21 protein-coding genes are annotated in these 22,942 nt (G+C 70.6%); 10 read left to right on the top strand and 11 right to left on the bottom strand.

Annotated features, from left to right (window positions below; all coding sequences use genetic code 11):
• Nucleotides 1-98 precede the first annotated feature (98 nt).
• The 5 genes from ACIOGX_RS11000 (at nt 99) to ACIOGX_RS10980 (ending at nt 2,692) form a co-directional block, all read left to right on the top strand.
• Nucleotides 99-707, top strand: coding sequence for a hypothetical protein (locus ACIOGX_RS11000; protein ID WP_401913351.1), 609 nt, complete (start codon nt 99-101; stop codon nt 705-707).
• A gap of 14 nt (nt 708-721) precedes the next feature.
• Nucleotides 722-910, top strand: coding sequence for a hypothetical protein (locus ACIOGX_RS10995; protein ID WP_129770955.1), 189 nt, complete (start codon nt 722-724; stop codon nt 908-910).
• Between the two features lie 147 nt (nt 911-1,057).
• Nucleotides 1,058-1,663 (top strand): BlaI/MecI/CopY family transcriptional regulator, encoded by a 606-nt coding sequence (locus tag ACIOGX_RS10990; RefSeq protein ID WP_401913348.1) that lies wholly within the window; start codon nt 1,058-1,060, stop codon nt 1,661-1,663.
• A gap of 9 nt (nt 1,664-1,672) precedes the next feature.
• Nucleotides 1,673-2,212: an amino-acid N-acetyltransferase gene (locus tag ACIOGX_RS10985; RefSeq protein WP_356515523.1), complete on the top strand. Its 540-nt coding sequence runs from the start codon at nt 1,673-1,675 to the stop codon at nt 2,210-2,212.
• Between the two features lie 144 nt (nt 2,213-2,356).
• On the top strand, nt 2,357-2,692 hold the full coding sequence (locus ACIOGX_RS10980; protein ID WP_129770953.1) for an Lsr2 family protein: 336 nt from the start codon (nt 2,357-2,359) through the stop codon (nt 2,690-2,692).
• Here the strand turns inward: ACIOGX_RS10980 and ACIOGX_RS10975 are convergent.
• A complete protein-coding gene (locus ACIOGX_RS10975; RefSeq protein ID WP_401912107.1) occupies nt 2,671-3,345 on the bottom strand; it encodes an SCO3374 family protein in 675 nt (224 codons plus the stop codon). The two genes, ACIOGX_RS10980 and ACIOGX_RS10975, sit on opposite strands and share 22 nt — an antisense overlap.
• A 434-nt stretch (nt 3,346-3,779) precedes the next feature.
• Between ACIOGX_RS10975 and ACIOGX_RS10970 the strand changes: the two genes are divergently transcribed.
• Both ACIOGX_RS10970 and ACIOGX_RS10965 read left to right on the top strand, forming a co-directional pair.
• Nucleotides 3,780-6,302, top strand: a complete 2,523-nt coding sequence (locus tag ACIOGX_RS10970; protein WP_030354442.1) for an ATP-dependent Clp protease ATP-binding subunit — start codon at nt 3,780-3,782, stop codon at nt 6,300-6,302.
• 1,083 nt (nt 6,303-7,385) lie between these two features.
• On the top strand, nt 7,386-8,075 hold the full coding sequence (locus tag ACIOGX_RS10965) for a M23 family metallopeptidase (RefSeq protein WP_401912103.1): 690 nt from the start codon (nt 7,386-7,388) through the stop codon (nt 8,073-8,075).
• A 3-nt stretch (nt 8,076-8,078) separates the two neighbouring features.
• Here ACIOGX_RS10965 and ACIOGX_RS10960 read toward each other — a convergent pair whose 3' ends face one another.
• Nucleotides 8,079-8,657 (bottom strand): helix-turn-helix domain-containing protein, encoded by a 579-nt coding sequence (locus ACIOGX_RS10960; protein WP_356515529.1) that lies wholly within the window; start codon nt 8,655-8,657, stop codon nt 8,079-8,081.
• A gap of 295 nt (nt 8,658-8,952) precedes the next feature.
• Here ACIOGX_RS10960 and ACIOGX_RS10955 point away from each other — a divergent pair, with 295 nt between their 5' ends.
• Nucleotides 8,953-10,479 (top strand): MDR family MFS transporter, encoded by a 1,527-nt coding sequence (locus ACIOGX_RS10955; RefSeq protein ID WP_387012995.1) that lies wholly within the window; start codon nt 8,953-8,955, stop codon nt 10,477-10,479.
• Between the two features lie 204 nt (nt 10,480-10,683).
• Here ACIOGX_RS10955 and cseC read toward each other — a convergent pair whose 3' ends face one another.
• The 6 genes from cseC to ACIOGX_RS10925 all read right to left on the bottom strand — a co-directional run bounded on the left by cseC (nt 10,684) and on the right by ACIOGX_RS10925 (nt 15,979).
• Entirely contained in the window at nt 10,684-11,994 is a 1,311-nt protein-coding gene (gene cseC, locus ACIOGX_RS10950; protein ID WP_356515533.1) for a two-component system sensor histidine kinase CseC, read from the bottom strand.
• Entirely contained in the window at nt 11,991-12,695 is a 705-nt protein-coding gene (cseB, locus tag ACIOGX_RS10945) for a two-component system response regulator CseB (protein WP_356515535.1), read from the bottom strand. Before cseB ends, cseC begins: the two co-directional genes overlap by 4 nt.
• Nucleotides 12,696-12,712: 17 nt before the next feature.
• Nucleotides 12,713-13,333, bottom strand: coding sequence for a hypothetical protein (locus tag ACIOGX_RS10940; protein ID WP_356515537.1), 621 nt, complete (start codon nt 13,331-13,333; stop codon nt 12,713-12,715).
• A 35-nt stretch (nt 13,334-13,368) separates the two neighbouring features.
• Complete coding sequence (locus ACIOGX_RS10935; protein WP_356515539.1) at nt 13,369-14,025, bottom strand: SigE family RNA polymerase sigma factor; 657 nt, start codon at nt 14,023-14,025, stop codon at nt 13,369-13,371.
• Between the two features lie 175 nt (nt 14,026-14,200).
• A complete protein-coding gene (locus tag ACIOGX_RS10930) occupies nt 14,201-15,136 on the bottom strand; it encodes an A/G-specific adenine glycosylase (RefSeq protein ID WP_356515541.1) in 936 nt (311 codons plus the stop codon).
• 195 nt (nt 15,137-15,331) lie between these two features.
• On the bottom strand, nt 15,332-15,979 hold the full coding sequence (locus tag ACIOGX_RS10925) for a phosphatase PAP2 family protein (RefSeq protein WP_401763608.1): 648 nt from the start codon (nt 15,977-15,979) through the stop codon (nt 15,332-15,334).
• A gap of 181 nt (nt 15,980-16,160) precedes the next feature.
• Between ACIOGX_RS10925 and ACIOGX_RS10920 the strand changes: the two genes are divergently transcribed.
• Complete coding sequence (locus ACIOGX_RS10920) at nt 16,161-17,054, top strand: hypothetical protein (RefSeq protein ID WP_401912095.1); 894 nt, start codon at nt 16,161-16,163, stop codon at nt 17,052-17,054.
• Nucleotides 17,055-17,259: 205 nt separating this feature from the next.
• Here the strand turns inward: ACIOGX_RS10920 and disA are convergent, their stop codons facing one another.
• Complete coding sequence (gene disA / locus ACIOGX_RS10915; protein WP_129770943.1) at nt 17,260-18,384, bottom strand: DNA integrity scanning diadenylate cyclase DisA; 1,125 nt, start codon at nt 18,382-18,384, stop codon at nt 17,260-17,262.
• A gap of 44 nt (nt 18,385-18,428) precedes the next feature.
• Nucleotides 18,429-19,838 (bottom strand): DNA repair protein RadA, encoded by a 1,410-nt coding sequence (gene radA, locus ACIOGX_RS10910; RefSeq protein ID WP_129770942.1) that lies wholly within the window; start codon nt 19,836-19,838, stop codon nt 18,429-18,431.
• A 233-nt stretch (nt 19,839-20,071) separates the two neighbouring features.
• Here radA and ACIOGX_RS10905 point away from each other — a divergent pair, with 233 nt between their 5' ends.
• Nucleotides 20,072-22,045, top strand: a complete 1,974-nt coding sequence (locus tag ACIOGX_RS10905) for an RNA polymerase sigma factor (RefSeq protein ID WP_401913344.1) — start codon at nt 20,072-20,074, stop codon at nt 22,043-22,045.
• Here the strand turns inward: ACIOGX_RS10905 and ACIOGX_RS10900 are convergent.
• Nucleotides 22,042-22,935, bottom strand: coding sequence for a hypothetical protein (locus ACIOGX_RS10900; RefSeq protein ID WP_383967952.1), 894 nt, complete (start codon nt 22,933-22,935; stop codon nt 22,042-22,044). The two genes, ACIOGX_RS10905 and ACIOGX_RS10900, sit on opposite strands and share 4 nt — an antisense overlap.
• Nucleotides 22,936-22,942: the final 7 nt, after the last annotated feature.

Raw genomic sequence — 22,942 nt, 5'->3', positions numbered from 1 at the left:
GGCGGGCGGGCCGCGCCAGAAGAGGGGCATTAAGCGGATTTTGTCCCTTTGGCGCGTAGTGTCGCCGCATGCCCACGCCATACGGATCCCGCGGCGGCATGGCCTTCGGTGCGGACGAGCTGAGTGTGCTCCGACGTGCCCTCGCCGTTGCCCTCCATCCCGCCCCGCTCCCGAACGAGGACGTCCGGGCCTGCCTGGCCCTCGCCGAGTCCGTGGACGAGGCGGTGCGCGAGGCCGGGCGCCTGCGGGCCTTTCTCCAGGCCGACCTCGCCAGGTACCGTGAGGCGCTTCCCGGGTCTCTCACGGGCTATCTGGAGCTGCTCCAGGACGCCCTGGCGGCCGGCTACCGCCCCCGGTCCGACGATCTCGCGGCGCTGCGCGCCCTGCGCGGCAATCCGGTCGCGGCGGCCCTGCTCGACCGCTGCCGGCGGCTCGTGGACCGGTCGGCGCGCCCAGGACTGGCCGGTGTCCCCGCCGTCAGGACCCCCGCGCCCCGCACCCGCCTCCTCGCGCTCCCCGGCGGACGCGCCGCCGACGAACCGGCCCGGGAGCCCCGGGAGCCCCGCGAGCCCCACAAACCCCAGAAGCCCCGCGGGCCCGGCCGTCCGGAGCGCCCCGAGAAGGACCGGCCGATGCCCAAGCCCTCCGAGGTCTTCCCGCCGCGACGCCGACCCTCGCCCCCGCCGGAGGAGCGCGCCGCCGGATAGCTACTCTGGACGGCATGGACTACGTATCCGCGCTCCTGCCCCCCGTGGTGATGGCCGCCTTCTTCACCGGCCTGGTCGTGACGATCGTCAAGAGCCAGGGTGGTCCCAACAAGTCCAAGGAGGACGCCGCCGTCGACGCGGCGATGGCCCGCGCGGAAGCCGCCCAGCAGCAGGGCGGTACCCCGGGTCCGCACAAAGCCTGAGGCGCGCGCGGCGCTCACCATATGACCAGGACGTACGACTGATTCCAGTCGTACGTCCTTTTTGTTACGTCAATAACCGGCCATTCGGACATCTCGCACTATGGTGACGCTGTGCCCCGACAATTGGGAGACCTGGAAGACGCCGTCATGACACGCGTCTGGCAATGGAACCGTCCGGTCACCGTCCGGGAAGTCCTCGAAGACCTTCAGCAGGAGCGGTCCATCGCCTACACCACCGTCATGACCGTAATGGACAATCTCCATCAGAAGGGCTGGGTGCGCAGGGAAGTCGACGGCCGCGCCTATCGATATACAGCGGTCTCCACCCGCGCCGCCTACGCCGCGGCCCTAATGAACGAGGCCTGGTCGAAGAGCGACAACCCCGCCGCCGCGCTTGTCGCCTTCTTCGGCATGATGTCGCCCGAGCAGCGTCAGTCACTGGAGGACGCGGTCCATCTGGTGAACCGGGACCGGCCGGAAGGTGACCGGCCGGAAGGTGACCGGCCGGAAGGTGACCGGCCGGAAGGCGACCACGCGGAAGGCGACCGTACGGAAGAGGGCCCCGCGGAAGAAGTCGCCGCCGAAGAAGCCGATTCGGAAGCGATCAGTACAGAAACGGAAGCGGTCAGTAACGAAGGGGCCGGTGTACAAGACCGGCAACAAGACCGCGAAGAACCGGAAGGGCGGGAAGGCCCGGAAGCGTCCGAAGGGCCTGCCGAGGGCGCCGACGCCGGGCGCGAGTCGGAGCGATAGCGTCCAGTCATGCCGTCAGCCGTTCCGCTTCCCAATGCCGCAGCAAATGCCCTCACCGTCAGACGGGCCAGGACCAGGGATGTACCGGCGGTCCGCCGTCTCGTGGACCCTTACGTGAGCGAAGGCATCCTGCTCGACAAAGCGCCGGTGACGCTTTACGAGGACATCCAGGAGTTCTGGGTCGCGGAACGCGACGAGGACGCGAGTGTCATCGGGTGCGGTGCCTTGCATGTCATGTGGGAAGACCTCGCCGAAGTGCGCACACTCGCCGTGGATCCCGTCGCCAGGGGCACCGGGGCCGGGCATCAACTCCTGGACAAGCTGCTGGAGACCGCCCGCTGGCTCGGAGTGCGGCGCGTATTCTGTCTCACCTTCGAAGTCGAGTTCTTCGCGAAGCGCGGGTTCGTGGAGATCGGCGAGACGCCGGTCGGCGGAGATGTGTACAGAGAGCTGCTGCGTTCCTATGACGAGGGTGTTGCCGAGTTCCTCGGTCTCGAACGGGTGAAGCCGAACACCTTGGGCAACAGCCGGATGCTTCTGCACCTGTGATCGCCGGGAAGACACCAGACCCTATGTCCGAATCGCGCACGTTTCCCGTGTTCTCGCTGCACTGAACCTCTGCCGGGGGTTTGTGTTTTCCTGAGAAAAGCGGTTTCCTTTCCGCGTACTGCATTTTCGATGAAAGGAAATCCGGTGGCACAGAAGGTTCAGGTCCTTCTTGTCGATGACCTCGACGGCGGCGAGGCGGACGAGACGGTGACGTTCGCTCTGGACGGCAAGACCTACGAGATTGACCTCACGACCGCCAATGCGGACAAGCTGCGGGGTCTGCTCGATCCCTACACCAAGGGTGGCCGGCGCACCGGCGGTCGCGCCGCGGGCAGCCGTGGCAAGGGCCGTGTCGCCGTCGGCGGTAACAAGGACACCGCGGAAATCCGCAAGTGGGCGAAGGAGAACGGCTACAGCGTCAACGACCGCGGCCGTGTTCCCGCCGAGATCCGTGAAGCCTACGAGAAGGCCAACGGCTGAGTTCTCGTACGAAGAGTATTTCCGCGCAGCAAACGGGCCCGGTGGCACGCAGTCGCCGCCGCGTCCACGAGTCGTACGAGATCGGGGGCACCCCCACCGCTGCCCCCGTCACCGCCTTCGTACCCGAACGGTGCGAGCGACGGCAGCGTCGGCTCCACCTCGCGTCCGGGCTCGGGGGGCCGCAACCAGACGGCGGCCCCCTGCGCGGCGGCTCCCGTGGCGCACGGCCACCGGGGCGGTCCGGGAGCCGGCATCCGTCCGTCCGCGCCGAGCGCGGTCAGGCCCAGGGCGATCCCGCCCCACTCCAGCCAGTCGAGCAGCCCCGGCACCTCGTCGGCGCTCCCCGCGGCCACCAGAAACGCCATCCGCTCCCCGTGGAGCGCCACCGGCCCCGTCGCGGCCGTCCGCCGCAGCACGGCGTCCCCCGCGTCCGCGGGCAGCTCCAGTACGTCGAAGCGGAGCCCGGTGAGCAGCTGGACCGGCGGCCCCGCGACGGTCGCCCAGCCCAGCCCCTTCTCGTACCACCACGCGAACGATCCCGCGGACGACGCCACGGAAGGCCCCTCGGGCGCCCCCGCGTCGTGCGCCTGGGCGTGCGACTGCGCGCGGCCCCCTTCGAGCGTGGCGCGGGGGAGCGGAACGGTGAAGGACATACCCGGGGCAACTCCCCAACCCCGCCCGGAGTTACGCTGGGTCGGCGTCCGATCGCGGAGCGTTCCCGATATGGGGGCGCGTGAGCGCGTTCGGGAGCGCAAGGGTGTTCGCCCGTAGCGGAGGGAACCGGGGTGCGCCGCATGGAGTGTCACTGCTTGCGGGTAAGACATTCCTAGTGGGAAGGGGCGACACGCGGTATCCGGGCGTCTCACGTTCGCCATCGGCGTACTGATGGTGGGGGTATATGCCTGGCCTGCGGGAACATCGTCTCGCACCATCGGGTTGGAGCTGTTGTCCGGCGTTCGGGGCTGGGAGCCTGGGACAGGTAGTCGGCAGTTGGAATGAGCGGTCCCCGCTTGCGGGACTAAGCTGCGGAAGGACAGGGAGGGGACCGACCCCTTTACTGCCTGACCGCTCTGAGGAGCGATTAACGATGTTCGAGAGGTTCACCGACCGCGCGCGGCGGGTTGTCGTCCTGGCTCAGGAAGAAGCCCGGATGCTCAACCACAACTACATCGGCACCGAGCACATCCTCCTGGGCCTTATCCATGAGGGTGAGGGTGTCGCCGCTAAGGCCCTGGAGAGCCTCGGGATTTCGCTCGAGGCGGTCCGCCAGCAGGTGGAGGAGATCATCGGGCAGGGGCAGCAGGCCCCGTCCGGCCACATCCCCTTCACCCCCCGTGCCAAGAAGGTCCTGGAGCTGTCGCTCCGCGAGGCTCTTCAGCTGGGCCACAACTACATCGGCACGGAGCACATCCTGCTCGGCCTGATCCGCGAGGGCGAGGGCGTCGCCGCCCAGGTCCTCGTGAAGCTGGGCGCCGATCTCAACCGGGTGCGGCAGCAGGTCATCCAGCTGCTCTCCGGATACCAGGGCAAGGAGGCCGCCACAGCGGGCGGTCCTGCCGAGGGCACGCCCTCCACGTCCCTGGTCCTCGACCAGTTCGGCCGGAACCTCACCCAGGCGGCCCGCGAATCCAAGCTCGACCCGGTCATCGGGCGCGAGAAGGAGATCGAGCGGGTCATGCAGGTGCTGTCCCGCCGTACGAAGAACAACCCCGTGCTCATCGGCGAGCCCGGCGTCGGAAAGACGGCGGTCGTCGAGGGGCTGGCCCAGGCCATCGTCAAGGGCGAGGTGCCCGAGACCCTCAAGGACAAGCACCTCTACACCCTCGACCTCGGCGCGCTCGTCGCCGGTTCCCGCTACCGCGGTGACTTCGAGGAGCGGCTGAAGAAGGTCCTGAAGGAGATCCGCACCCGCGGGGACATCATCCTGTTCATCGACGAGCTCCACACCCTGGTGGGTGCGGGTGCCGCCGAGGGCGCGATCGACGCGGCGAGCATCCTGAAGCCGATGCTGGCCCGTGGTGAGCTGCAGACCATCGGTGCGACGACGCTCGACGAGTACCGCAAGCACCTGGAGAAGGACGCGGCCCTGGAGCGCCGCTTCCAGCCCATCCAGGTCGCGGAGCCGTCGCTGCCGCACACGATCGAGATCCTCAAGGGTCTGCGCGACCGTTACGAGGCGCACCACCGCGTGTCCATCACGGACTCCGCCCTGGTCGCCGCCGCGACGCTCGCCGACCGGTACATCTCGGACCGCTTCCTGCCGGACAAGGCGATCGACCTGATCGACGAGGCCGGCTCCCGGATGCGTATCCGCCGGATGACCGCTCCGCCGGACCTCCGCGAGTTCGACGAGAAGATCGCGGGCGTCCGCCGTGACAAGGAGTCGGCCATCGACTCCCAGGACTTCGAGAAGGCGGCGTCTCTCCGTGACAAGGAGAAGCAGCTGCTGGCCGCGAAGACCAAGCGGGAGAAGGAGTGGAAGGCCGGCGACATGGACGTCGTCGCCGAGGTGGACGAGGAGCTGATCGCCGAGGTCCTGGCGACGGCCACGGGCATCCCGGTCTTCAAGCTCACCGAGGAGGAGTCCTCGCGGCTGCTCCGCATGGAGGACGAGCTCCACAAGCGCGTCATCGGCCAGAAGGACGCCATCAAGGCGCTCTCGCAGGCGATCCGCCGTACGCGAGCGGGTCTGAAGGACCCCAAGCGTCCCGGTGGCTCGTTCATCTTCGCCGGCCCGTCCGGTGTCGGTAAGACGGAGCTGTCCAAGACGCTCGCCGAGTTCCTCTTCGGCGACGAGGACGCGCTGATCGCGCTCGACATGTCGGAGTTCAGCGAGAAGCACACGGTCTCGCGCCTCTTCGGCTCGCCCCCCGGATACGTGGGGTACGAGGAGGGCGGCCAGCTCACCGAGAAGGTGCGCAGGAAGCCGTTCTCCGTCGTCCTCTTCGACGAGGTCGAGAAGGCCCACCCCGACATCTTCAACTCCCTGCTCCAGATCCTGGAGGACGGTCGGCTGACCGACTCCCAGGGCCGGGTCGTGGACTTCAAGAACACGGTCATCATCATGACGACCAACCTCGGGACCAGGGACATCTCCAAGGGGTTCAACCTGGGCTTCGCCGCCCAGGGCGACACCAAGACCAACTACGAGCGGATGAAGAACAAGGTCAACGAAGAGCTGAAGCAGCACTTCCGGCCGGAGTTCCTCAACCGCGTCGACGACACGGTGGTCTTCCACCAGCTCACCGAGGAAGACATCATCCAGATCGTCGACCTCATGGTGGACAAGGTGGACGAGCGGCTGAAGGACCGGGACATGGGCCTTGAGCTCAGCCCGAACGCCAAGTCGCTGCTGGCCAAGAAGGGTTACGACCCGGTCCTGGGCGCCCGGCCGCTGCGCCGGACGATCCAGCGCGAGATCGAGGACGTCCTCTCCGAGAAGATCCTCTTCGGCGAGCTGCGCCCCGGTCACATCGTGGTCGTGGACACCGAGGGCGAGGGTGAGGCGAAGAAGTTCACCTTCCGCGGCGAGGAGAAGTCGCCTCTGCCGGACGTCCCTCCGATCGAGCAGGCGGCCGGTGGCGGCCCGAACCTGACGAAGGACGTGTGAGGCTCACGCCCTTGGGGTGAGTGACTGAAGGGGCTGCCCCGGACCGTGTTTTCACGGTCCGGGGCAGCCCCTTTTCGCGCGGGCCCTGTCTTGGCCGCGCACGGCCGGAAGCGGCGAATCTCCGTAGGCGAGCCGCAATGCCGAGAGGTCTTTCAGGCTGAACAGCCGGACGGCCTCCGTATGTTCAGCCGTGACAGTTCACGGAGACAACAGCTCGGCCACGTTTTTTGTCGGAGAGGACGAGCGGCTTCCGAAGGCAACGCCCCTGAGAAAAGAGCCGAGTTGCGCTCCGTCGCAACTGCCGGCGAGCACGGCGCGGTTTCGGTGGCGGGCAGTCCGCGAAGGTGCCGCAATTGGTCGACACCAGTCCCGAGGAAGCATCGTGTCGGCCCATGCAATTCGGGCCAGAACCTCCCGCGCGTACTCCTCCGCGGGGAATCGGCTCCAGCTCGTCGCGAACGGCGATCGACAAGCGCTTTCGTGCGGCGCGTACGGACGCGCGAGGGGAAATGGACTCCGGGCGGCCGATTTCACCGGGGCGGGGACGAGGCCGTCACACCGGCCCGCCTCCGGGCTCGGATAAGCCGTGTCCCGGGGCGGGATTCCCGCCGTACGCGGCCGGAATCCGGCCGTACGCGGCCGTACGCGCCATGCCGGAGATCGGTCGGGGTAACCGGGACTTTGGTCCCGAATCGGAAGGCATTCCTACCCGGTGGCCGTGACAAGCAGCACAGGCGTTTCCGGCCCTACTAGCCGTCGTAGTGGCGGCGCCGGGCGTCGGCGGGGACGTTCGGCCCTGTCGCGGGCGGGGCTTTCGGCCGGGTGGCGTCGACTGCGCCGCGTACCGCGACCGGTCGCCGGTCCCTTGGGTGCTCCACGTGCGGTTAAACGGGTTGAAATCGTCCAATAAAGCCCGCCTGTGGTGCGCCGGCCGAGGGCGTCAAGAGGCGGACGGCTGAGGGGATCGCTACGACGTGATGCCGTAGATGGGGTGTTTTGGGATGAGGTGGGGTCCGGGTTACCAAGGTGAGGCCAGCCCGGCGCTCGTGTGCCGGGTCCCTTGATGCCCGGAGGTTTACCCGTATGTCGCAGCGCAAGCTGTCCCGTCTGTCCCGACCGTCCGCCCTTCGTACCCGTGCCGGTGTCCTGGCTGCCGGACTCGGAGTGTCGTTGGCGGCCGGAACCGGGGCCGCCTTCGCCGCGACCGGTGGTGACGCGACCACCGGCGCCGCGGCCACCGACTCGGCCGTCTCGGCCGTCACGCACCAGGCCGCCGCCCACGCCAAGCCCGCCTCCAAGGCGGACGACGCCAAGGCGAAGGCCGCGAAGGCCAAGGCCAAGGCCAAGAAGGCCGTCTCCTGGACCGACCCGGTCAAGCACTACAAGCTCAGCGCCGGCTTCGGCCTCGGCGGTGGCATGTGGGCGAGCAAGCACTCCGGCCAGGACTTCGCGGTTCCGACCGGTACGCCGGTCCACGCCGTCCACGGCGGCACCGTCGTCAAGGCCGGCCCGAACGGCGCCGGTGACGGCCCCGCGTACGGCAACGCGATAGTGATCAAGCACAAGAACGGCACGTACTCGCAGTACGCGCACCTGTCCCAGGTCAAGGTGTACGTGGGCCAGCAGGTCACGACCGACAAGGTGATCGGGCTCTCCGGCAACACCGGTAACTCCAGCGGCCCGCACCTGCACTTCGAGATCCGTACGACCCCGAACTACGGCTCGGGCGTCAACCCGGTCCCGTTCCTGCGCTCGGTGGGCGTCAAGGTGTGACCGTCACGGTGTGACCCGATGAGCCTGGCTCATCAGCTCGGTGGAGACCTCCAGGATGGCTTCTCGCTTCTCCTCGGGGTCTCCATCGATGTCTCTGAGGGCGATCATGCCCGCGTGCATCGTGAAGAGCGCGCTGACGCAGCGGACCCGGTTCTTCATGGAGGCGTCCGGATCCTGGATCAGATCGAGCATGTCGATCATCCGCCCCTTGAACGACTCGCCGATGCTCAGCTCACGGACGGTCGCCTGGTTCTCCTGCATGAAGCGGAAGAGCGGGGCCGCGCCGTGCAGCGCCGCGCTGTAGCGGCGCAGGATCTCCTGCTTGGTCTCCAGGGTGTGCGGCTGTGTGGCGCCCCAGGTGATCAGGTCGTCGAGCGGGCGCGTCAGATCCTCGAAGAGGCTGATCAGGATGTCTTCCTTGGTCTTGAAGTGGTAGTACAGCGCCGCCTTCGTGACATCCAGCCGCTCGGCGATCTCCCGTAGCGACGTCTTCTCGTACCCCTGCTCGGCGAAGAGCTCCAGCGCGACGTCCTGGATGCGCTGGCGGGTGTTCCCCCGCCGAGGGTGCTGTGTGCTGCCCATGGGTGCTCTCCCGAGAAATAACTTACTTGACGCCCGACAAGTAGAGGTCTACGTTGTCCCACTGTAGTCGACTTGCCGGGCGGCAAGTAAGTACCAGGGGAAGTACAGGGGAGTGGGGACGATGAGTCCGACCGGTAAGCAGACGAAGCGGCTGGAGAGTCCAGGAGGGCCAGAAGACTCGGGGAGCCCAGCGAGCCCAGCGAGTCCAGGAGGCGCGGGAAGCGCCCGAGGCGCGGGAGGCGCGGAGAAATCCGCGCCGCAGCCGCGCAGTGTGCGCGTGGTGCTGCTCGCGCTCATGATCGCGATGCTCCTGGCGATGCTGGACAACATGATCGTCGGTACCGCGATGCCGACCATCGTCGGTGAGCTGGGCGGCCTCGCGCATCTGTCCTGGGTGGTCACCGCGTACACCCTGGCGACCGCCGCCTCCACGCCGATCTGGGGCAAGCTCGGCGACATATACGGCCGCAAGGGCGTCTTCCTCACCTCGATCGTGGTCTTCCTGATCGGATCGGCGCTCAGCGGCATGGCCCAGGACATGGGCCAGCTGATCGGCTTCCGGGCCGTCCAGGGCCTGGGCGCGGGCGGTCTGATGGTCGGCGTCATGGCGATCATCGGCGACCTGATACCGCCGCGGGAGCGCGGCAAGTACCAGGGCATGATGGCCGGTGTCATGGCGCTCGCCATGATCGGCGGCCCGCTCGTCGGCGGCACCATCACCGATCACCTTGGCTGGCGCTGGAGCTTCTACATCAACCTTCCGCTCGGCGCGCTGGCGCTCGTGATGATCACGGCCGTCCTGCACCTGCCCGCCAAGGACCGGACCAAGGCCAAGGTCGACTATCTCGGTGCCGCGCTGCTGACCGTCGGCATCACGGCGATCGTGCTGGTCACCACCTGGGGCGGTACGGAGTACGCCTGGAGCTCCGCGATGATCATGGAGCTGATCGCGATCGGCGTGGTCTCCCTCGTCGCCTTCGTCTTCGTGCAGACCAGGGTCCCCGAGCCGATCATGCCGCTGCACATCTTCCGCAACCGCAACTTCTCGCTGATGTCCGTGATCGGGTTCCTGACCGGCTTCGTGATGTTCGGCGCGGTCCTCTTCCTGCCGCTTTACCAGCAGGCCGTACAGGGCGCCTCGGCCACCAATTCCGGTCTGCTGCTGCTGCCGATGCTCCTGTCGATGATGGCCGTCTCGCTGGTCGCGGGCCGGATCACCACGAGCAGCGGCAAGTACAAGATCTTCCCGATCCTGGGCGGCGCGCTGATGGTCGTCGGCCTGTTCCTGCTGGCGCAGATGGACACCGGCACCTCGCGGCTGACCTCCGGCGTCTATATGGCCGTCCTCGGCGCGGGCATGGGCTTCCTGATGCAGATCACCATGCTCGTGGCGCAGAACAGCGTCGAGATGAAGGACATGGGCGTCGGCTCGTCCACGACCACCCTCTTCCGTACGCTCGGCGGCTCCTTCGGCGCCGCCATCATGGGCGCCCTGTTCACCAGCCGGGTGCAGGACGAGATGGCCGCCCGCGCCGGGGCGGGCGCGACGGGCGCCACCCAGCAGTCCGCCCAGCTGGACGCGGCGAGCCTGGCGAAGCTGCCGGACCTGGTGCGCGAGGCGTACCAGCACGCGGTGTCGACCGGTACGCACGCGGCGTTCACGCTGGGCGCGGCGATCGCGGTGATCGGCTTCGTGGCGGCGTTCTTCGTCAAGGAGGTCCCGCTGCGGGGCGCCGAGCCGAAGCCGGCCGACGCCGCCGGCCAGGCGCCGGACCCGGCCCCGGCCCCGGCGGCGGACGGCAAGGTCGCGCAGTCGGCCTGAGTCTCCGGCGTGCGACGCATGACGTACGACACATGACACATGACATGTGACGCATGACGTGTGACGCGTGACGCATCACGCACGGCCCCTGGCGCTCCGGCGCCGGGGGCCGTTGTCCGTGGTGCGTGTCGGCGCGTACGTCCGGCTCGGGGCGGCGGGTGCCCGCTCGGCCGGGCGCGGTCGGCCCGGAAGCCACAGGCGCGGTCAGTCCGGCAGCCTCAGTATCGGGAAGCTGCCGGTCGTCGTCGGGGCGTGCTCCGGGAGCCAGAGGACCGCGATCGCGCCGCCCGAGCCGTCCCGGCCCTCGATCCCCTCCGGTGTCGCGTTCCGGAAGGTCAGCCGCGCTCCGAGGACCCGGGCCTGGCCCGCCGCGATGGTCAGGCCCAGCCCGTGGCCGTGGCCCGCGCGGTCGGTCGCGCCCGTACGGAAGCGGCTCGGGCCCTCCCGCAGCAGGGCGTCGGGGAAGCCGGGGCCGTGGTCCCGTACGCGTACCACCCGGCCCTCGACCGTCACCTCGACGGGCGTCCCGCCGTGCTTGGCGGCGTTGGCCAGCAGATTGCCCAGGATGCGTTCCAGCCGGCGGGGATCCGTGCTGACCCAGGACTCGTGCACGACCTTGATCGTGATCGCGGGGTTCAGCACCCCCACCCGCCGCGCGACGAACTCGCCGAGAGCGATCTCCTGGAGTTCGGCGCGCTCCGAGGCGCTGTCGAGCCGCGCGACCTCCAGCACGTCCTCGACCAGCGTGCGCATGGCCTGGGCCCGGTCCCGTACCAGCTCCGTGGGGCGGCCCGGCGGCAGCAGCTCGGCGGCGGTCAGCAGCCCGGTCACCGGCGTACGCAGCTCATGGGCGATGTCCGCGGTGACCCGGCGCTCGGCCTCGATGCGCTCGTTCAGCGCGTCGGTCAGCGCGTCCACCGCGCGGGCCAGCTCATCCGTCTCGTCCCGTACGACGCCGCCGACGGCGTCCCCGACACGCACCTCCGTATTGCCCTGCGCGACCCGCCCCGCCGCCGCGGCGGCCCTGCGCAGCCGCCGCGAGAGCTGCCCGCCGATCAGCACACCCAGGGCGCACCCCCCGAAGACCACCGAGACCGAACCGATGATCAGGGACCGGTCCAGATCCTTCATGATCGTCGTGGAGTCGGCGAACTTGCTGTGCAGCGAGAGCACCGTGCCGTTGCTCAGCGGGACGGCCGCCCACACATCGGGCACACCGTTCGAGGTCTCCTGCACATGGGTCGCGCGCCGGCCCTCGTTCATCTTCGCGCGCAGGTCGCGCGGGAGTGTGGGGTCGTTGAGCTTCGTGCCGAGCCGGGGCTCCTTCGTCGACTCGTACATCCGCTCCGCGAACAGCAGCCGCTCCATCTGCACCTCGCGCGAGTTGTCGAGCATCGAGACCCGCGCCGAGTTGTGCACCACCAGGCTCAGCGCCACCGCGACCAGCGCGCCGACCGCCGCGATCGCGATGCTGATCTTCCACCGGACTCCGGTGCGCAGGGTGAGCCGCTTCATGCCTTGAGCTTGTATCCGAAGCCGCGGACCGTGTCGATCCGGTCCTGGCCGATCTTGGTGCGCAGCCGCTGGACATGGACATCCACGACCCGGGTGTCGCCGCCCCAGCCGGAGTCCCAGACCCGCTCCAGAAGTCTGTCGCGGGAGAGCACGGTCCCGGGAGCGGACGAGAACTCCAGCAGCAGCCGCATCTCCGTCGGCGTCAGCGCCACCGGCGTGCCCGCCCTGCGTACCTCCATGCCCTCCGTGTCGATCTCCACATCGCCGAAGGTCAGCACCCCGTTCTCATCGGGCCCGCCCGGTCCGCCGGTCTCCCCGGCGGGCCCGCCCGCGTGCCCGAAGCGGCGCAGTACGGCGCGGATCCTGGCGACCAGCACCGCGCCGTCGAAGGGCTTGGTCACATAGTCGTCGGCGCCCGCCTCCAGCCCGAGCACGACATCGATCGAGTCGGCGCGCGCGGACAGCATGATCACGGGCACGGTCGACTCGTCGCGGATACGCCGGCACAGGCTGACGCCGTCCAGACCCGGCACCATCACATCGAGCAGCGCGATGTCGGGACGGTTCGCGCGGAACGCGTCGAGCCCGGCGAGTCCGTCCGGCCTGGCGGTGACCACGAAGCCGTCGCGCTCCAGCGCCAGCTGGGTGGCTTCGCGGATGACATCGTCGTCCTCGACGAACAGGACATGGGTCTCGGCCATCCCGTGGTTCCCAGCTCTCAGTTCTCGCTCGTCGGGGCGGGCACGACGGATGAGGACCCCTCGCCGTTGCCCACCGCTCTGCTGTAGTCGTTGCGCACGCGGTAGCGCTCGCTGAACTTGCTGTCGGCCCAGCTGTACGTCACGACGTCTTCGCCCGACGGGAAGGACAGCGGATCGCCCTTCGCGTACACCTGCTGGGTGACGACCAGCTCACCGCGGTCGATCGTGGCGTAGACGGCGGGCTCCTCCGCCGCGAAGACGTTCTGGTACTCCTCGTTCCGCTGGCGGTACACATACGTCCCGACGCCCACCGAGTCGCCGCACGTCAGCACGTTGACCACCAGATCGGGCGCGGTACCGCCGGTCAGGTTCCCGTACGAGGTGTCCACCGGGTACGCGTCCTCGCCGCACGGCTTGAGGTCGGCCTTGACCCGCGGGCTGACCGCCGGGTCCTTCCGGAGCAGCGCCACCGCGTTGACGGTCTTGGCGGGGGTCGCCGCGGACACCCTGGGGGTCGGCGCGCCGCGCTCCACGGGGGAGGTCACGGCCGCGCCCTCGTCCCTGGTCCCCGTACCGCCGGTCGAACAGCCGGACACGAACAGGCCGGCGGCGGCGAGCGCGGACAGTGCCGTACCCACCGCGAAGGGTCCGCCTCTCGGCCGCCCCGGGTCTCTCAGGCCGCGCACCTCTCCCGCCCCCGCTCCTCATGACCGCCGTGACCGCCGCGTATGCCGCGAGCGCCCCGGCCGTCACCCCTGTCGCTCCCGCTGCTTCCGCCGCTCCTGCCGCGACGGAGATCCGACTGCTCCGGCACATGGACGTCCAGGCCCTGGCCGGCCAGTTCCCGGCTCTCCAGCTCCTGACGGAGCCGGGCCAGCGCGCGGTGCAGCGTGCTCTTTACGGTACCCGCCGACATGCCGAGCGCGGCAGCCGTCTCCTCCGTGCTCATCTGCTCCCAGTGCCGCAGCACCACCACGCTGCGCTGCTTGGGCGCGAGCACCCCCAGGATGTCCATCAGCAGCGCCCGGTCGGCGCGCTGGTCGGTGCCGTCGTCGATGCTCGCGTCGGGCAGCTGCTCGGTGGGGACCTCTTCGAGCTTGCGGGCGCGCCACCACTCCGTACGCGTGTTGATCATGACGCGGCGCAGATAGGCGTCGGCGAGGGACTTGTCGGCGATGCCGTCCCAGCGCCCGAACGTACGGGCCAGCGCGGTCTGGAGCAGGTCCTGCGCGTCGACGGGATCGGGCACGAGCCGCCGGGCGCTCCGCAACAGGGCCTCCTGCCGGGTACGCACGTACTCCTCGAAGCCGAGCACCTCACTCTGCGCCATGACAACCGCCTCCCACCCCGTGACCATCCATGCCGTTCGCTTACGGCACCGAAATTACGGAGCGGTTGTCACGGGGCTGTGCGGGACAGCCGTCGGAGGGCGCACGGCTGTCCATCGGTTGTGTAACGGCCGCCGGGGCGGGGCCGCCGTGACGCGGTGCGGGGCGGGTGCGGGATCAGCGCGGCTCGGCCCGGGTCTGCGGCAGCCGGTAGACCCCGTTCTCCATCGGCTCGACCAGCCCGTCGGCGACCAGCCCGTCCAGCGCCCTGGCCCGCTGCACCGGTTCGTCCCAGACCGCGTCCAGGACCCCCTGCGGCACCGGCGCGACCGCCTCGCGCAGCACGGCCAGGAGCTTGCCGCGCACCTGACGGTCCGTGCCCGCGTACGTCTGGCCGCGCCGCGCGGGGCCCTCGTACCGCGGTTTCCCGGCCAGCCGCCAGGCGCACCGGTCGGCGATCGGGCACCGTACGCAGCCCTCGTTCTTCGCCGTGCAGATCAGCGCGCCCAGCTCCATGGAGGACGCCGCCCAGCGGGCCGCGGTCGGGGCGTCCTCGGGCAGCAGCGCGCGGGCCAGCTTGCGTTCGGCGGCGGTGGTCGCGTTCGGCGGGTACTGGACACCGGCCACGGCGCGCGCGAAGACGCGGCGCACGTTCGTGTCGAGCACCGCGTGCCGCTGTCCGTACGCGAACGAGGCCACGGCCGCGGCCGTGTACTCACCGATCCCGGGCAGCGAGAGCAACTGCGCGTGCTCGCGCGGTACGTCACCTCCGTGCCGCTCCGTTATCGCCTGCGCGGCGCCGTGCAGACGCAGCGCGCGGCGCGGATAGCCCAGCCGGCCCCAGGCGCGGACCGCCTCGCCGGGGGCCTCGGCGGCCAGATCGGCGGGGCGCGGCCAGCGGCTGAGCCACTGCTCGTACACCGGGAGCACCCGGTTCACCGGGGTCTGCTGGAGCATGAACTCGCTGACCATCACCCCCCAGGCGCCCGCTTCGGGGCGGCGCCAGGGCAGGTCGCGCGCGTTCGAGTCGAACCACGCGATGACGGGGGTGTGGAGGGCGGCCGGATCGACGGCGGTCGGGGAGGACGCGGAGTGCGCGGAGGTAGCAGTCATGGCACCACCGATCCTGGCATGTCCCGGGCCGTGGAGGGTGCGGCAGGCGCGGGCGGGGCCGAGGTGTCACGCGCCCGGTCCCGCGCACGCCCCCTGTTCACCCCGCCCGCCCGTCCCACGCGCTCGGTCCCACGCGCCCGTCCGCGCGCTCGGTCACGCCCGCTCGGTCACGCCCGCTCGGTCACGCCCGCTCGGTCACGCCCGCTCCGTCGCGCCCGTGTGATCGACGGCGCGTGCCCGCCCCGGCCCGGCGAGCAGGAGGGCCAGACCCGACCCGCTCGTCCGCATCGTCCGGACCAGCGTGCCCACGGGCCGTGCCGCCGCCAGGACCACGACCGTCGCCACCACGCCGCCGAACACCAGCCCCACCGCCACGTCGTGCGGATAGTGGACTCCGACGAAGACCCGGGAGAACGCCATCAGCAGCGCCATCGGGACGGTGAGGTAAGCGAGTAGGGGACGGGCGATCGTGAGCGCGATCGCCGCCGCTCCGGCGATCGTGGCGTGGTTGCTGGGGAAGGACCAGTCGCCCACCGGCGGACAGGGGATGAGTGAGGCCCCGGCTCCGGCGACCGCCCGGCACGGCCTCTCCTCGGTCAGCGCCGACTTGGTCAGTTCACTGCACACGTACGCGACGGCGGTCGCGAGCGGCGCGAGGACCGCCACGGCCACGGCGCGCGAACCGGTCGGCCGCGCGTACCACCAGACCGTTATGAAGAGCACGCCGAACAACAGCAGTCCGGCCTCGGTCCATAGCTCTGCCAGGTGTTGGAACCAGGAGGGGGTCGTACGGGCGAAGTCGGTGATGTCGCGATAGAGATCGCTCGTTGCGCTGCTGTTCATGGGAAGAACGTACAGAGATCATCGGGAGTTCCCCTCACCCGAAGGCCGGGGTGTACCCCTGACGAAAGGAAGGAAAGTCCCGGTCGCGGACGGGCCGATCCGTGATGATGATCCGTAAAACTTGCGAGACGGGCGGCATGGGGGGCGGGAGTTGGCGCCGATCTCTCGTACAGTTTGCGCCGTGGGATCTTTGCGCAATCCGGTCGGGCCGCTTCCCTCCACCATCTACTGGCGACGGAGGGCAGTAGCGGCGACGCTGATCGCGCTGCTCGCGTTGCTCGTCGTATGGGTCGTCACCTCCCGTGGGGGTGACGGCAAGAACAGCGGGGACACAGCGGACGGCGCCAATCCCGCGACGTCCATCACCCCGGGCCCCTCCGGTTCCGGACCGGCCATCAGTGAACAGCCGGGCGGACGCGACGAGTCGGGCTCGACCAACGGGACCGGCGGGACCGGTGGGACTGGCGGCACTGGTGGGACCGGCGGCGGCCAGGGCGGTACGGACGGCGGTTCCGACGGCGGCAAGAACGGTGACACCGGCGGCGGTGGCGGCGCCGGTTCCGGCGGCACGGACGGCGCGGCGAACACCGGCGGCGCCGGCGGCGGCGGTTCGGCGGGCAGCGGTGGCGGAAGCACCAGCTCCGGCCGGCAGGTACCGGCCGGCTCCGGACTGCCCAACTGCCCCCCGAGCGCCCTCACCCTGCGCCTCACCACGACGAAGGTCGCGTACGCGCCCGGCGAGAAGCCCGCGTTCCGGCTGACCGCCACGAACACCTCGAACACCGCCTGCAAGGCCGACTTCGGGCCGAAGGCGATGGTGCTCACGATCGCCGACGCCGACGACGAGAACGTCTGGTCGTCCGAGCACTGCCCGGAGACCGGCGGGGTCCTCTACGAGGTCCCGGCGGGCGGGACGATCACGCGCACCGTCGAGTGGGACCGCGGGCGGAGCGCGCCGCGGTGCGCCACGCCGCCCGCGGGGGCTGTGGGCCCCGGGACGTACCTGGTGGAGGCCAAGACCTCGCGCGCCTCGGTGAAGCAGGGCCAGGCGTCCATCCGTCTGGAGAAGGACTGACAGCCGTCCGCGGCGGCGCATGAGGCGGCGCCCCGGCCCGGGAAGGGGCCGGGGCGCCGCTGTCGTTCACGTGCCGCTGTCGTTCACGTGCCGCTGTCGTTCACGTGCCGCTCTCGTTCACGTGCCGCTCTCGCTCACGTGCCGCTCTCGCTCACGTACGTACGCCGTTGAAGGCGCTGTGCGGAGATGCCGTGCGGAGGCGCCGCTATACGTACCGCTCCAGGATCGAGGACTCCGCCAGCCGCGAGAGCCCCTCGCGCACGCTGCGGGCCCGCGCCTCGCCGACGCCGTCCACCGTCTGAAGATCGTCGACGCTCGCCGCCAGCAGCTTCTGGAGCCCGCCGAAGTGCTCGACGAGCCGTTCGATGATGGCGCCCGGCAGCCGCGGCACCTTGGCCAGCAGCCGGTAACCGCGCGGCGAGACCGCGGAGTCGAGCGTCTCGGGCGCGCCGCTGTAGCCCAGCGCCCTTGCCACGATGGGCAGTTCGAGCAGCTCGGGATGGCTCAGCGAGTCCAGCTCGCCGAGCGCCTCGCCGACCGTACGGGAGCGCTTCGCGGTCGGCTCGGGGACGTAGTCCCGTGCGACCAGGTCCCGTTCCGGCTCCACGCCCGCGATCAACTCGTCCAGCTGGAGCGAGAGAAGCCGGCCGTCGGTGCCCAGCTCGACCACGTACTCGGCGATCTCCGTGGCGATCCTGCGCACCATCTCAAGACGCTGGGCGACGGCCGTCACGTCCCGGACCGTCACCAGATCCTCGATCTCCAGCGCGGAGAGCGTGCCCGCGACCTCGTCGAGACGGAGCTTGTACCGCTCCAGGGTCGCCAGCGCCTGGTTCGCCCGCGACAGGATCGCCGCCGACTCCTCAAGGACCCGGCGCTCCCCGTTCACGTACAGCGCGATCAGCCGCATCGACTGCGAGACGGAGACGACGGGGAAGCCGCACTGCTTGGACACGCGGTCGGCCGTGCGGTGCCGCGTACCCGTCTCCTCCGTGGGGATGGACGACTCGGGGACCAGCTGGACGCCGGCCCGCAGGATCTTGGTGATGTCCTTGTCCAGGATGAGCGCGCCGTCGAGTTTGCACAGCTCGCGCAGGCGGGTCGCGGTGAACTCCACGTCCAGCACGAAACCGCCCGTGCACATCGACTCGACGGTCTTGTCCATGCCCAGGACGATCAGACCTCCGGTGTTGCCGCGCAGGATCCGCTCCAGGCCGTCGCGCAGCGCCATGCCCGGCGCGACAGCGCTCAGGGAGGCGCGCATCAGCGCTTCGTTGCCGGAGCCCGCGCCGGACTTTCCGGGCGCTGATGCCCGGTCGTTGGCTGCCACTGCACTCCTCCGGCTCGTACGGATGGGCGAGACCAGGGCAAAGTCTACCGGCGAGCGTTGTCTTCCCGTGGGGCGTCCGCACGACCGCGGCGCGGCAGCACCCTGAGAGCATCACCCATGTCGGCGACTTCCGTGACCTTCATACCGGCCGGGATCTTCCCCGGATCGGTGGGAACAAGCGCTTGCGTGAAGCCGAGACGGTGGGCCTCGGCCAGCCGCCGCTGGACGCCCGTAACCCGTCTGACCTCGCCCGCGAGCCCGACCTCCCCGATCGCGACCAGGTTCTTCGGCAGGGGCGTATCGCTGGCCGCGGACGCCAGCGCGAGGGCGATCGCGAGATCGGCGGCGGGCTCGGTGAGCTTCACCCCGCCGACCGTCGCGCTGTAGATGTCGCGCTTGCCGAGCGCGCTGATCCGGCCGCGCTGCTCCAGCACGGCGAGCATCATCGACACCCGGGAGGTCTCCAGACCGGAGGTGGTGCGCCGCGGCGAGGGGATCTGCGAGTCGACCGTCAGCGCCTGCACCTCGGCGACGAGCGGCCGGCGCCCCTCCAGCGTGACGGTCAGGCAGGTGCCGGGGACGGGTTCGTCGCGCCGGGTGAGGAACAGTCCGGACGGGTCGGCGAGACCGGTGATCCCCTCGTCGTGCAGCTCGAAACAGCCGACCTCGTCGGTCGTCCCGTAGCGGTTCTTGATCCCCCGGACGAGCCTCAGCCTGGCGTGCCGGTCGCCCTCGAACGACAGCACGACATCCACAAGATGTTCGAGCAGCCGCGGCCCCGCGATCGCGCCGTCCTTGGTGACATGCCCCACCAGGAGCGTCGACATGGCGCGCTCCTTGGACGCCCGGATGAGCGCGCCCGCGACCTCACGGACCTGGGCCATACCGCCCGGCGCGCCCTCGATCTCCGGCGAGGCGACGGTCTGGACGGAGTCCAGGATCAGCAGCGACGGCTTGACCGCGTCGAGGTGACCGAGCACCGCGGAGAGATCCGTCTCCGCGGCCAGATAGAGATGGTCGTCGATGGCCTTGATCCGGTCGGCGCGCAGCCGCACCTGGCTGGTGGACTCCTCGCCCGTCACATAGAGCGTGCGGTGCTCGTCGCTGGCCGACTTCGCGGCGACATCGAGCAGCAGCGTCGACTTGCCCACGCCCGGCTCGCCCGCGACCAGCACGACGGCGCCCGGCACCAGCCCGCCGCCGAGCACCCGGTCCAGCTCGTCCACGCCGGTGGAGCGCGCGGTGGCCGTACGGGCGTCGACCTGGCCGATCGGCAGCGCGGCGGTGGAGACCCGGCCCGCCGCCGTGGTCCGTACCGCGGGCGCGCCGTACTCCTCGACCGTGCCCCACGCCTGGCATTCGGGGCAGCGGCCGAGCCACTTGGCGGTCGTCCAGCCGCACTCGGTACAGCGGTAGGACGGCCTGTCCTTGGCGGATTTCGTACGGGCAGCCATGGCGTCACCGTATAGGGGCCCACCGACAGCGCCGACCACGGGAGGCAGCGGCCCGGGAGCGGCAGGGAGGAGCGGGGGGGGCGAGGTGTGGGCGAGGGGGTGGGGCGAGTCAGGGGGAGTTCATCGGAGCGTGCGATTCCTGTCCCCTTTTGAGGGATACCTTCACCCGTAAGGATTAAATGTGCTCAAGAGGTGTGAAGGCTGTGGGTCCCTCTGTCTAACGTCGCCGGGTGATGAGCAGCAGCCCCGACACCTCCACGCACACCACCGGCGCACACCGCGCGCCTCGACGTGCGCCCCATCCGGTGCCGCACCGCCAGGCCGCACGTTACGAGCCGTACCTCGACGGCCTGTTCACCTACTGCCTCTCCGTGCTGTGCGACCACGACGTCGCGACCGAGGTCCTCGGCGAGGTGCTGTCCATCTCCGAGCGCCAGTACGGCCGTTGCCCCTCGGGCGCCGGGGAGCGCAAGGCCTGGCTGTACGCGCTCGCGCGCTGGTCCTGTCTGCGCAGACTCACCGAGCAGCGCCGCAGCCGGCTGGGGGCGCATTCGGCCCAGCGCGAGCCCGAGCCCGCCCCGGCGGAGGCGCTCCCGCCGGAGACCGCCGAGCGCCGACGGCGTGAACTCGCCCTGCTGGCCTGGCCGGAAGCCGCCGGTACGACGCCCGAGCAGCGCGAGATCCTGGAACTGGCCGTACGCCACCAGCTGGGCCCGGTGGAGGTCGCCGCCGTGCTCTCCATGGAACCGACGGCGGCCCGTGAGCTGCTCGCCTCCGCCGCCTGCGAGGTGGAACGCACCCGCGCCGCGCTCGCCGTCGTCGACACCGGCGGCTGCCCGTCGGTCGCCCGGCTCACCGGCGACCATCAGGTGCTGCTCTCCGCCGCGCTCCGGCGCGAGCTGGTCCGGCACGTCGACGACTGCCCGCGCTGCCGCCGCGTCGCCGAGCGCGCCGAGGCGGCAGGACCGTGGCCGGGGTCGCGCCCCTCCTCGCTCACGGACCCGAAGCTCCCGGTTCGGCAGCACACGGACTCGACGATCGCGGACTCGACGATCTCGGACTCGGCGGCCTCGGGCTCAGCGGTCGCGGACTCGGCGGTCTCGGACGGAGCCGTGCGGTCCGCCCCGCGCGCCGTGCTCCCGCTCATCGAGGCGCCGAGGCAGGCCACGTACGCGGCGATGGACCGGACACCCCGGGCGCGGGCCGCGGCGCCGCGCTTCGGCCGCAACGGCTTCCCCATGGACCCCAAGGACCGCGCCGCCCGCCGGGACAGGCTGCGGGCGCGGGCCGTGACCACCACCGTCGTGGCGACCGTCGTCGCCGCCCCCGTGCTCGCGCTCTGGGCGGCGTACCGCGGCGCACCGGAGACGGGGGACGGCCGCGACGGCTCCTCGGTCAGCGCCGGGGCGAACGAGGGCCCGGCCACGGAGGACGGGAAGCCGCGCAAGTACTACGAGATCGCGGGCAGCGCCCAGGACGACTCGGGCACCGGCCGTGGCCCCGGTCACGGCTCCGGCGGGGAGGGCACCGCGCCCGGCGTCTCGGTCGAGGTCATCAGCGACGGCCTGCCCGTACCGACGGCCCTTCCGGGGCAGCCCGCCCTCGGCAGGATCTCGGTCGAGGCACAGCCCCACGGCGACACGACGATGATCACGCTCAGGGCCTCCGGCGGCGCGCCGGTCGCCTGGACGGCGGCGACCAAGGCCCCGTGGCTCCGGCTGAGCCGCCACTACGGCACCCTCGCGCCCGGCGAGTCGTTCACCGTCCAGGTCTTCGTGGACCACCGGCGCGAACCGTCGGGACCGTGGAGCGCGCGGGTGGCGATCTATCCGGCGGGATCCGTGGTGAAGATCTACGGCTACGGCTCCAGACCGCCGCTCTCGGGTCACGCAAGCCGGCCGGGATACCCCGCACACCCCACGCTCCCCGGACATCCGGGACACCCCGCGGATCCCGCCCCCGGCCAGGGCTCCGGCGGGCCGACGCGACCGGACCCTTCCGAGCCCGGTCCGTCGCGGCCTTCCGACCCCGGACCGGGTCAGGGGCCGGGGTCCGGACCAGGTCAGGGGTCCTCGGATCCGACCGGTCCGGCCGATCCCGATCCCGATCCCGATCCAGATCCAGATCCCGAGCCCGGTACCGGGGGCCCCGCCCCCGGCGGTCCCCAGCCGGCCGACCCGCCCTCGGACCCGGCCGGCACGCCCTAGGCGTTCCCCGGACGCCGCGCCGGGTCCGCCGGATGCGGTGCCACCAGCGGAAGCTCGCCGGCCAGGCGCTGCTCGCACAGCTCGGCCAGCCGGTCGTACCCCTCCTTGCCCATCAGCTCGGTCAGCTCGGGCCGGTACGTCTTGTACACCGGTTCGCCCGCGCCGTGCGCCGAGGTCGCCGAGGTGCACCACCAGTGCAGATCGTGGCCGCCCGGCCCCCAGCCGCGCCGGTCGTACTCACCGATGGACACCTGGAGCACGCGCGTGTCGTCGGGCCGCTCGATCCAGTCGTACGTCCGCCGGACCGGCAGCTGCCAGCAGACGTCCGGCTTCGTCTCCAGCGGCTCGCGGCCCTCGCGCAGGGCCAGGATGTGCAGCGAGCACCCGGCGCCGCCCGCGAAGCCGGGACGGTTCTGGAAGATGCAGGAGCCGTCCCAGCGGCGCGTCTGACGCTCGCCGTCGTCGTCCGTCTGCGTCCAGCCGGTGGTCGTGCCCTCCTTGTGGAACTGCCAGAGGTCCGGTGTGAGCCGTGCCACATGACCGGCGACGCGCTTCTCGTCGTCCTCGTCGGAGAAGTGCGCGCCCAGCGTGCAGCAGCCGTCGTCGGCGCGGCCCGCCTGGATGCCCTGGCAGCCGCTGCCGAAGACGCAGCTCCACCGCGAGGTGAGCCAGGTCAGATCGCAGCGGAAAACCTGCTCGTCGTCGGCGGGATCGGGGAATTCCGCCCAGGCACGGGCGAAGTCCAGCCCCTTCTCGTCCGGCTCCTGGCCGGCAGGGGTGTTCCGCGCGGTCCGGGGCGTGCGCGAAGAGGCGCTCGTGGCCTCCTCCTGCTGGTGCTGCTTCTTCGGGCCCTTGGCTTTGCCCGGCTTCGCCTTTTTCGTCTTTGGCACGGGTCCA

The organism is Streptomyces sp. NPDC088147 (genome assembly GCF_044741565.1).
Classification (GTDB): Bacteria; Actinomycetota; Actinomycetes; order Streptomycetales; family Streptomycetaceae; genus Streptomyces.
The sequence above is the reverse complement of the archived record's forward strand: the minus strand, read 5'-3'. Positions and strand labels throughout refer to the sequence as shown.

What these genes read in the sequence shown, in the direction of transcription:
- ACIOGX_RS11000 (WP_401913351.1), top strand. Translation starts at nt 99, where the DNA reads ATGGCCTTCGGTGCGGACGAGCTGAGTGTGCTCCGACGTGCCCTCGCC.
- ACIOGX_RS10995 (WP_129770955.1), top strand. Translation starts at nt 722, where the DNA reads ATGGACTACGTATCCGCGCTCCTGCCCCCCGTGGTGATGGCCGCCTTC.
- ACIOGX_RS10990 (WP_401913348.1), top strand. Translation starts at nt 1,058, where the DNA reads ATGACACGCGTCTGGCAATGGAACCGTCCGGTCACCGTCCGGGAAGTC.
- ACIOGX_RS10985 (WP_356515523.1), top strand. Translation starts at nt 1,673, where the DNA reads ATGCCGTCAGCCGTTCCGCTTCCCAATGCCGCAGCAAATGCCCTCACC.
- ACIOGX_RS10975 (WP_401912107.1), bottom strand. Translation starts at nt 3,345, where the DNA reads ATGTCCTTCACCGTTCCGCTCCCCCGCGCCACGCTCGAAGGGGGCCGC.
- ACIOGX_RS10970 (WP_030354442.1), top strand. Translation starts at nt 3,780, where the DNA reads ATGTTCGAGAGGTTCACCGACCGCGCGCGGCGGGTTGTCGTCCTGGCT.
- ACIOGX_RS10965 (WP_401912103.1), top strand. Translation starts at nt 7,386, where the DNA reads ATGTCGCAGCGCAAGCTGTCCCGTCTGTCCCGACCGTCCGCCCTTCGT.
- ACIOGX_RS10960 (WP_356515529.1), bottom strand. Translation starts at nt 8,657, where the DNA reads ATGGGCAGCACACAGCACCCTCGGCGGGGGAACACCCGCCAGCGCATC.
- ACIOGX_RS10955 (WP_387012995.1), top strand. Translation starts at nt 8,953, where the DNA reads ATGATCGCGATGCTCCTGGCGATGCTGGACAACATGATCGTCGGTACC.
- cseC (WP_356515533.1), bottom strand. Translation starts at nt 11,994, where the DNA reads ATGAAGCGGCTCACCCTGCGCACCGGAGTCCGGTGGAAGATCAGCATC.
- cseB (WP_356515535.1), bottom strand. Translation starts at nt 12,695, where the DNA reads ATGGCCGAGACCCATGTCCTGTTCGTCGAGGACGACGATGTCATCCGC.
- ACIOGX_RS10935 (WP_356515539.1), bottom strand. Translation starts at nt 14,025, where the DNA reads ATGGCGCAGAGTGAGGTGCTCGGCTTCGAGGAGTACGTGCGTACCCGG.
- ACIOGX_RS10930 (WP_356515541.1), bottom strand. Translation starts at nt 15,136, where the DNA reads ATGACTGCTACCTCCGCGCACTCCGCGTCCTCCCCGACCGCCGTCGAT.
- ACIOGX_RS10925 (WP_401763608.1), bottom strand. Translation starts at nt 15,979, where the DNA reads ATGAACAGCAGCGCAACGAGCGATCTCTATCGCGACATCACCGACTTC.
- radA (WP_129770942.1), bottom strand. Translation starts at nt 19,838, where the DNA reads ATGGCTGCCCGTACGAAATCCGCCAAGGACAGGCCGTCCTACCGCTGT.
- ACIOGX_RS10905 (WP_401913344.1), top strand. Translation starts at nt 20,072, where the DNA reads ATGAGCAGCAGCCCCGACACCTCCACGCACACCACCGGCGCACACCGC.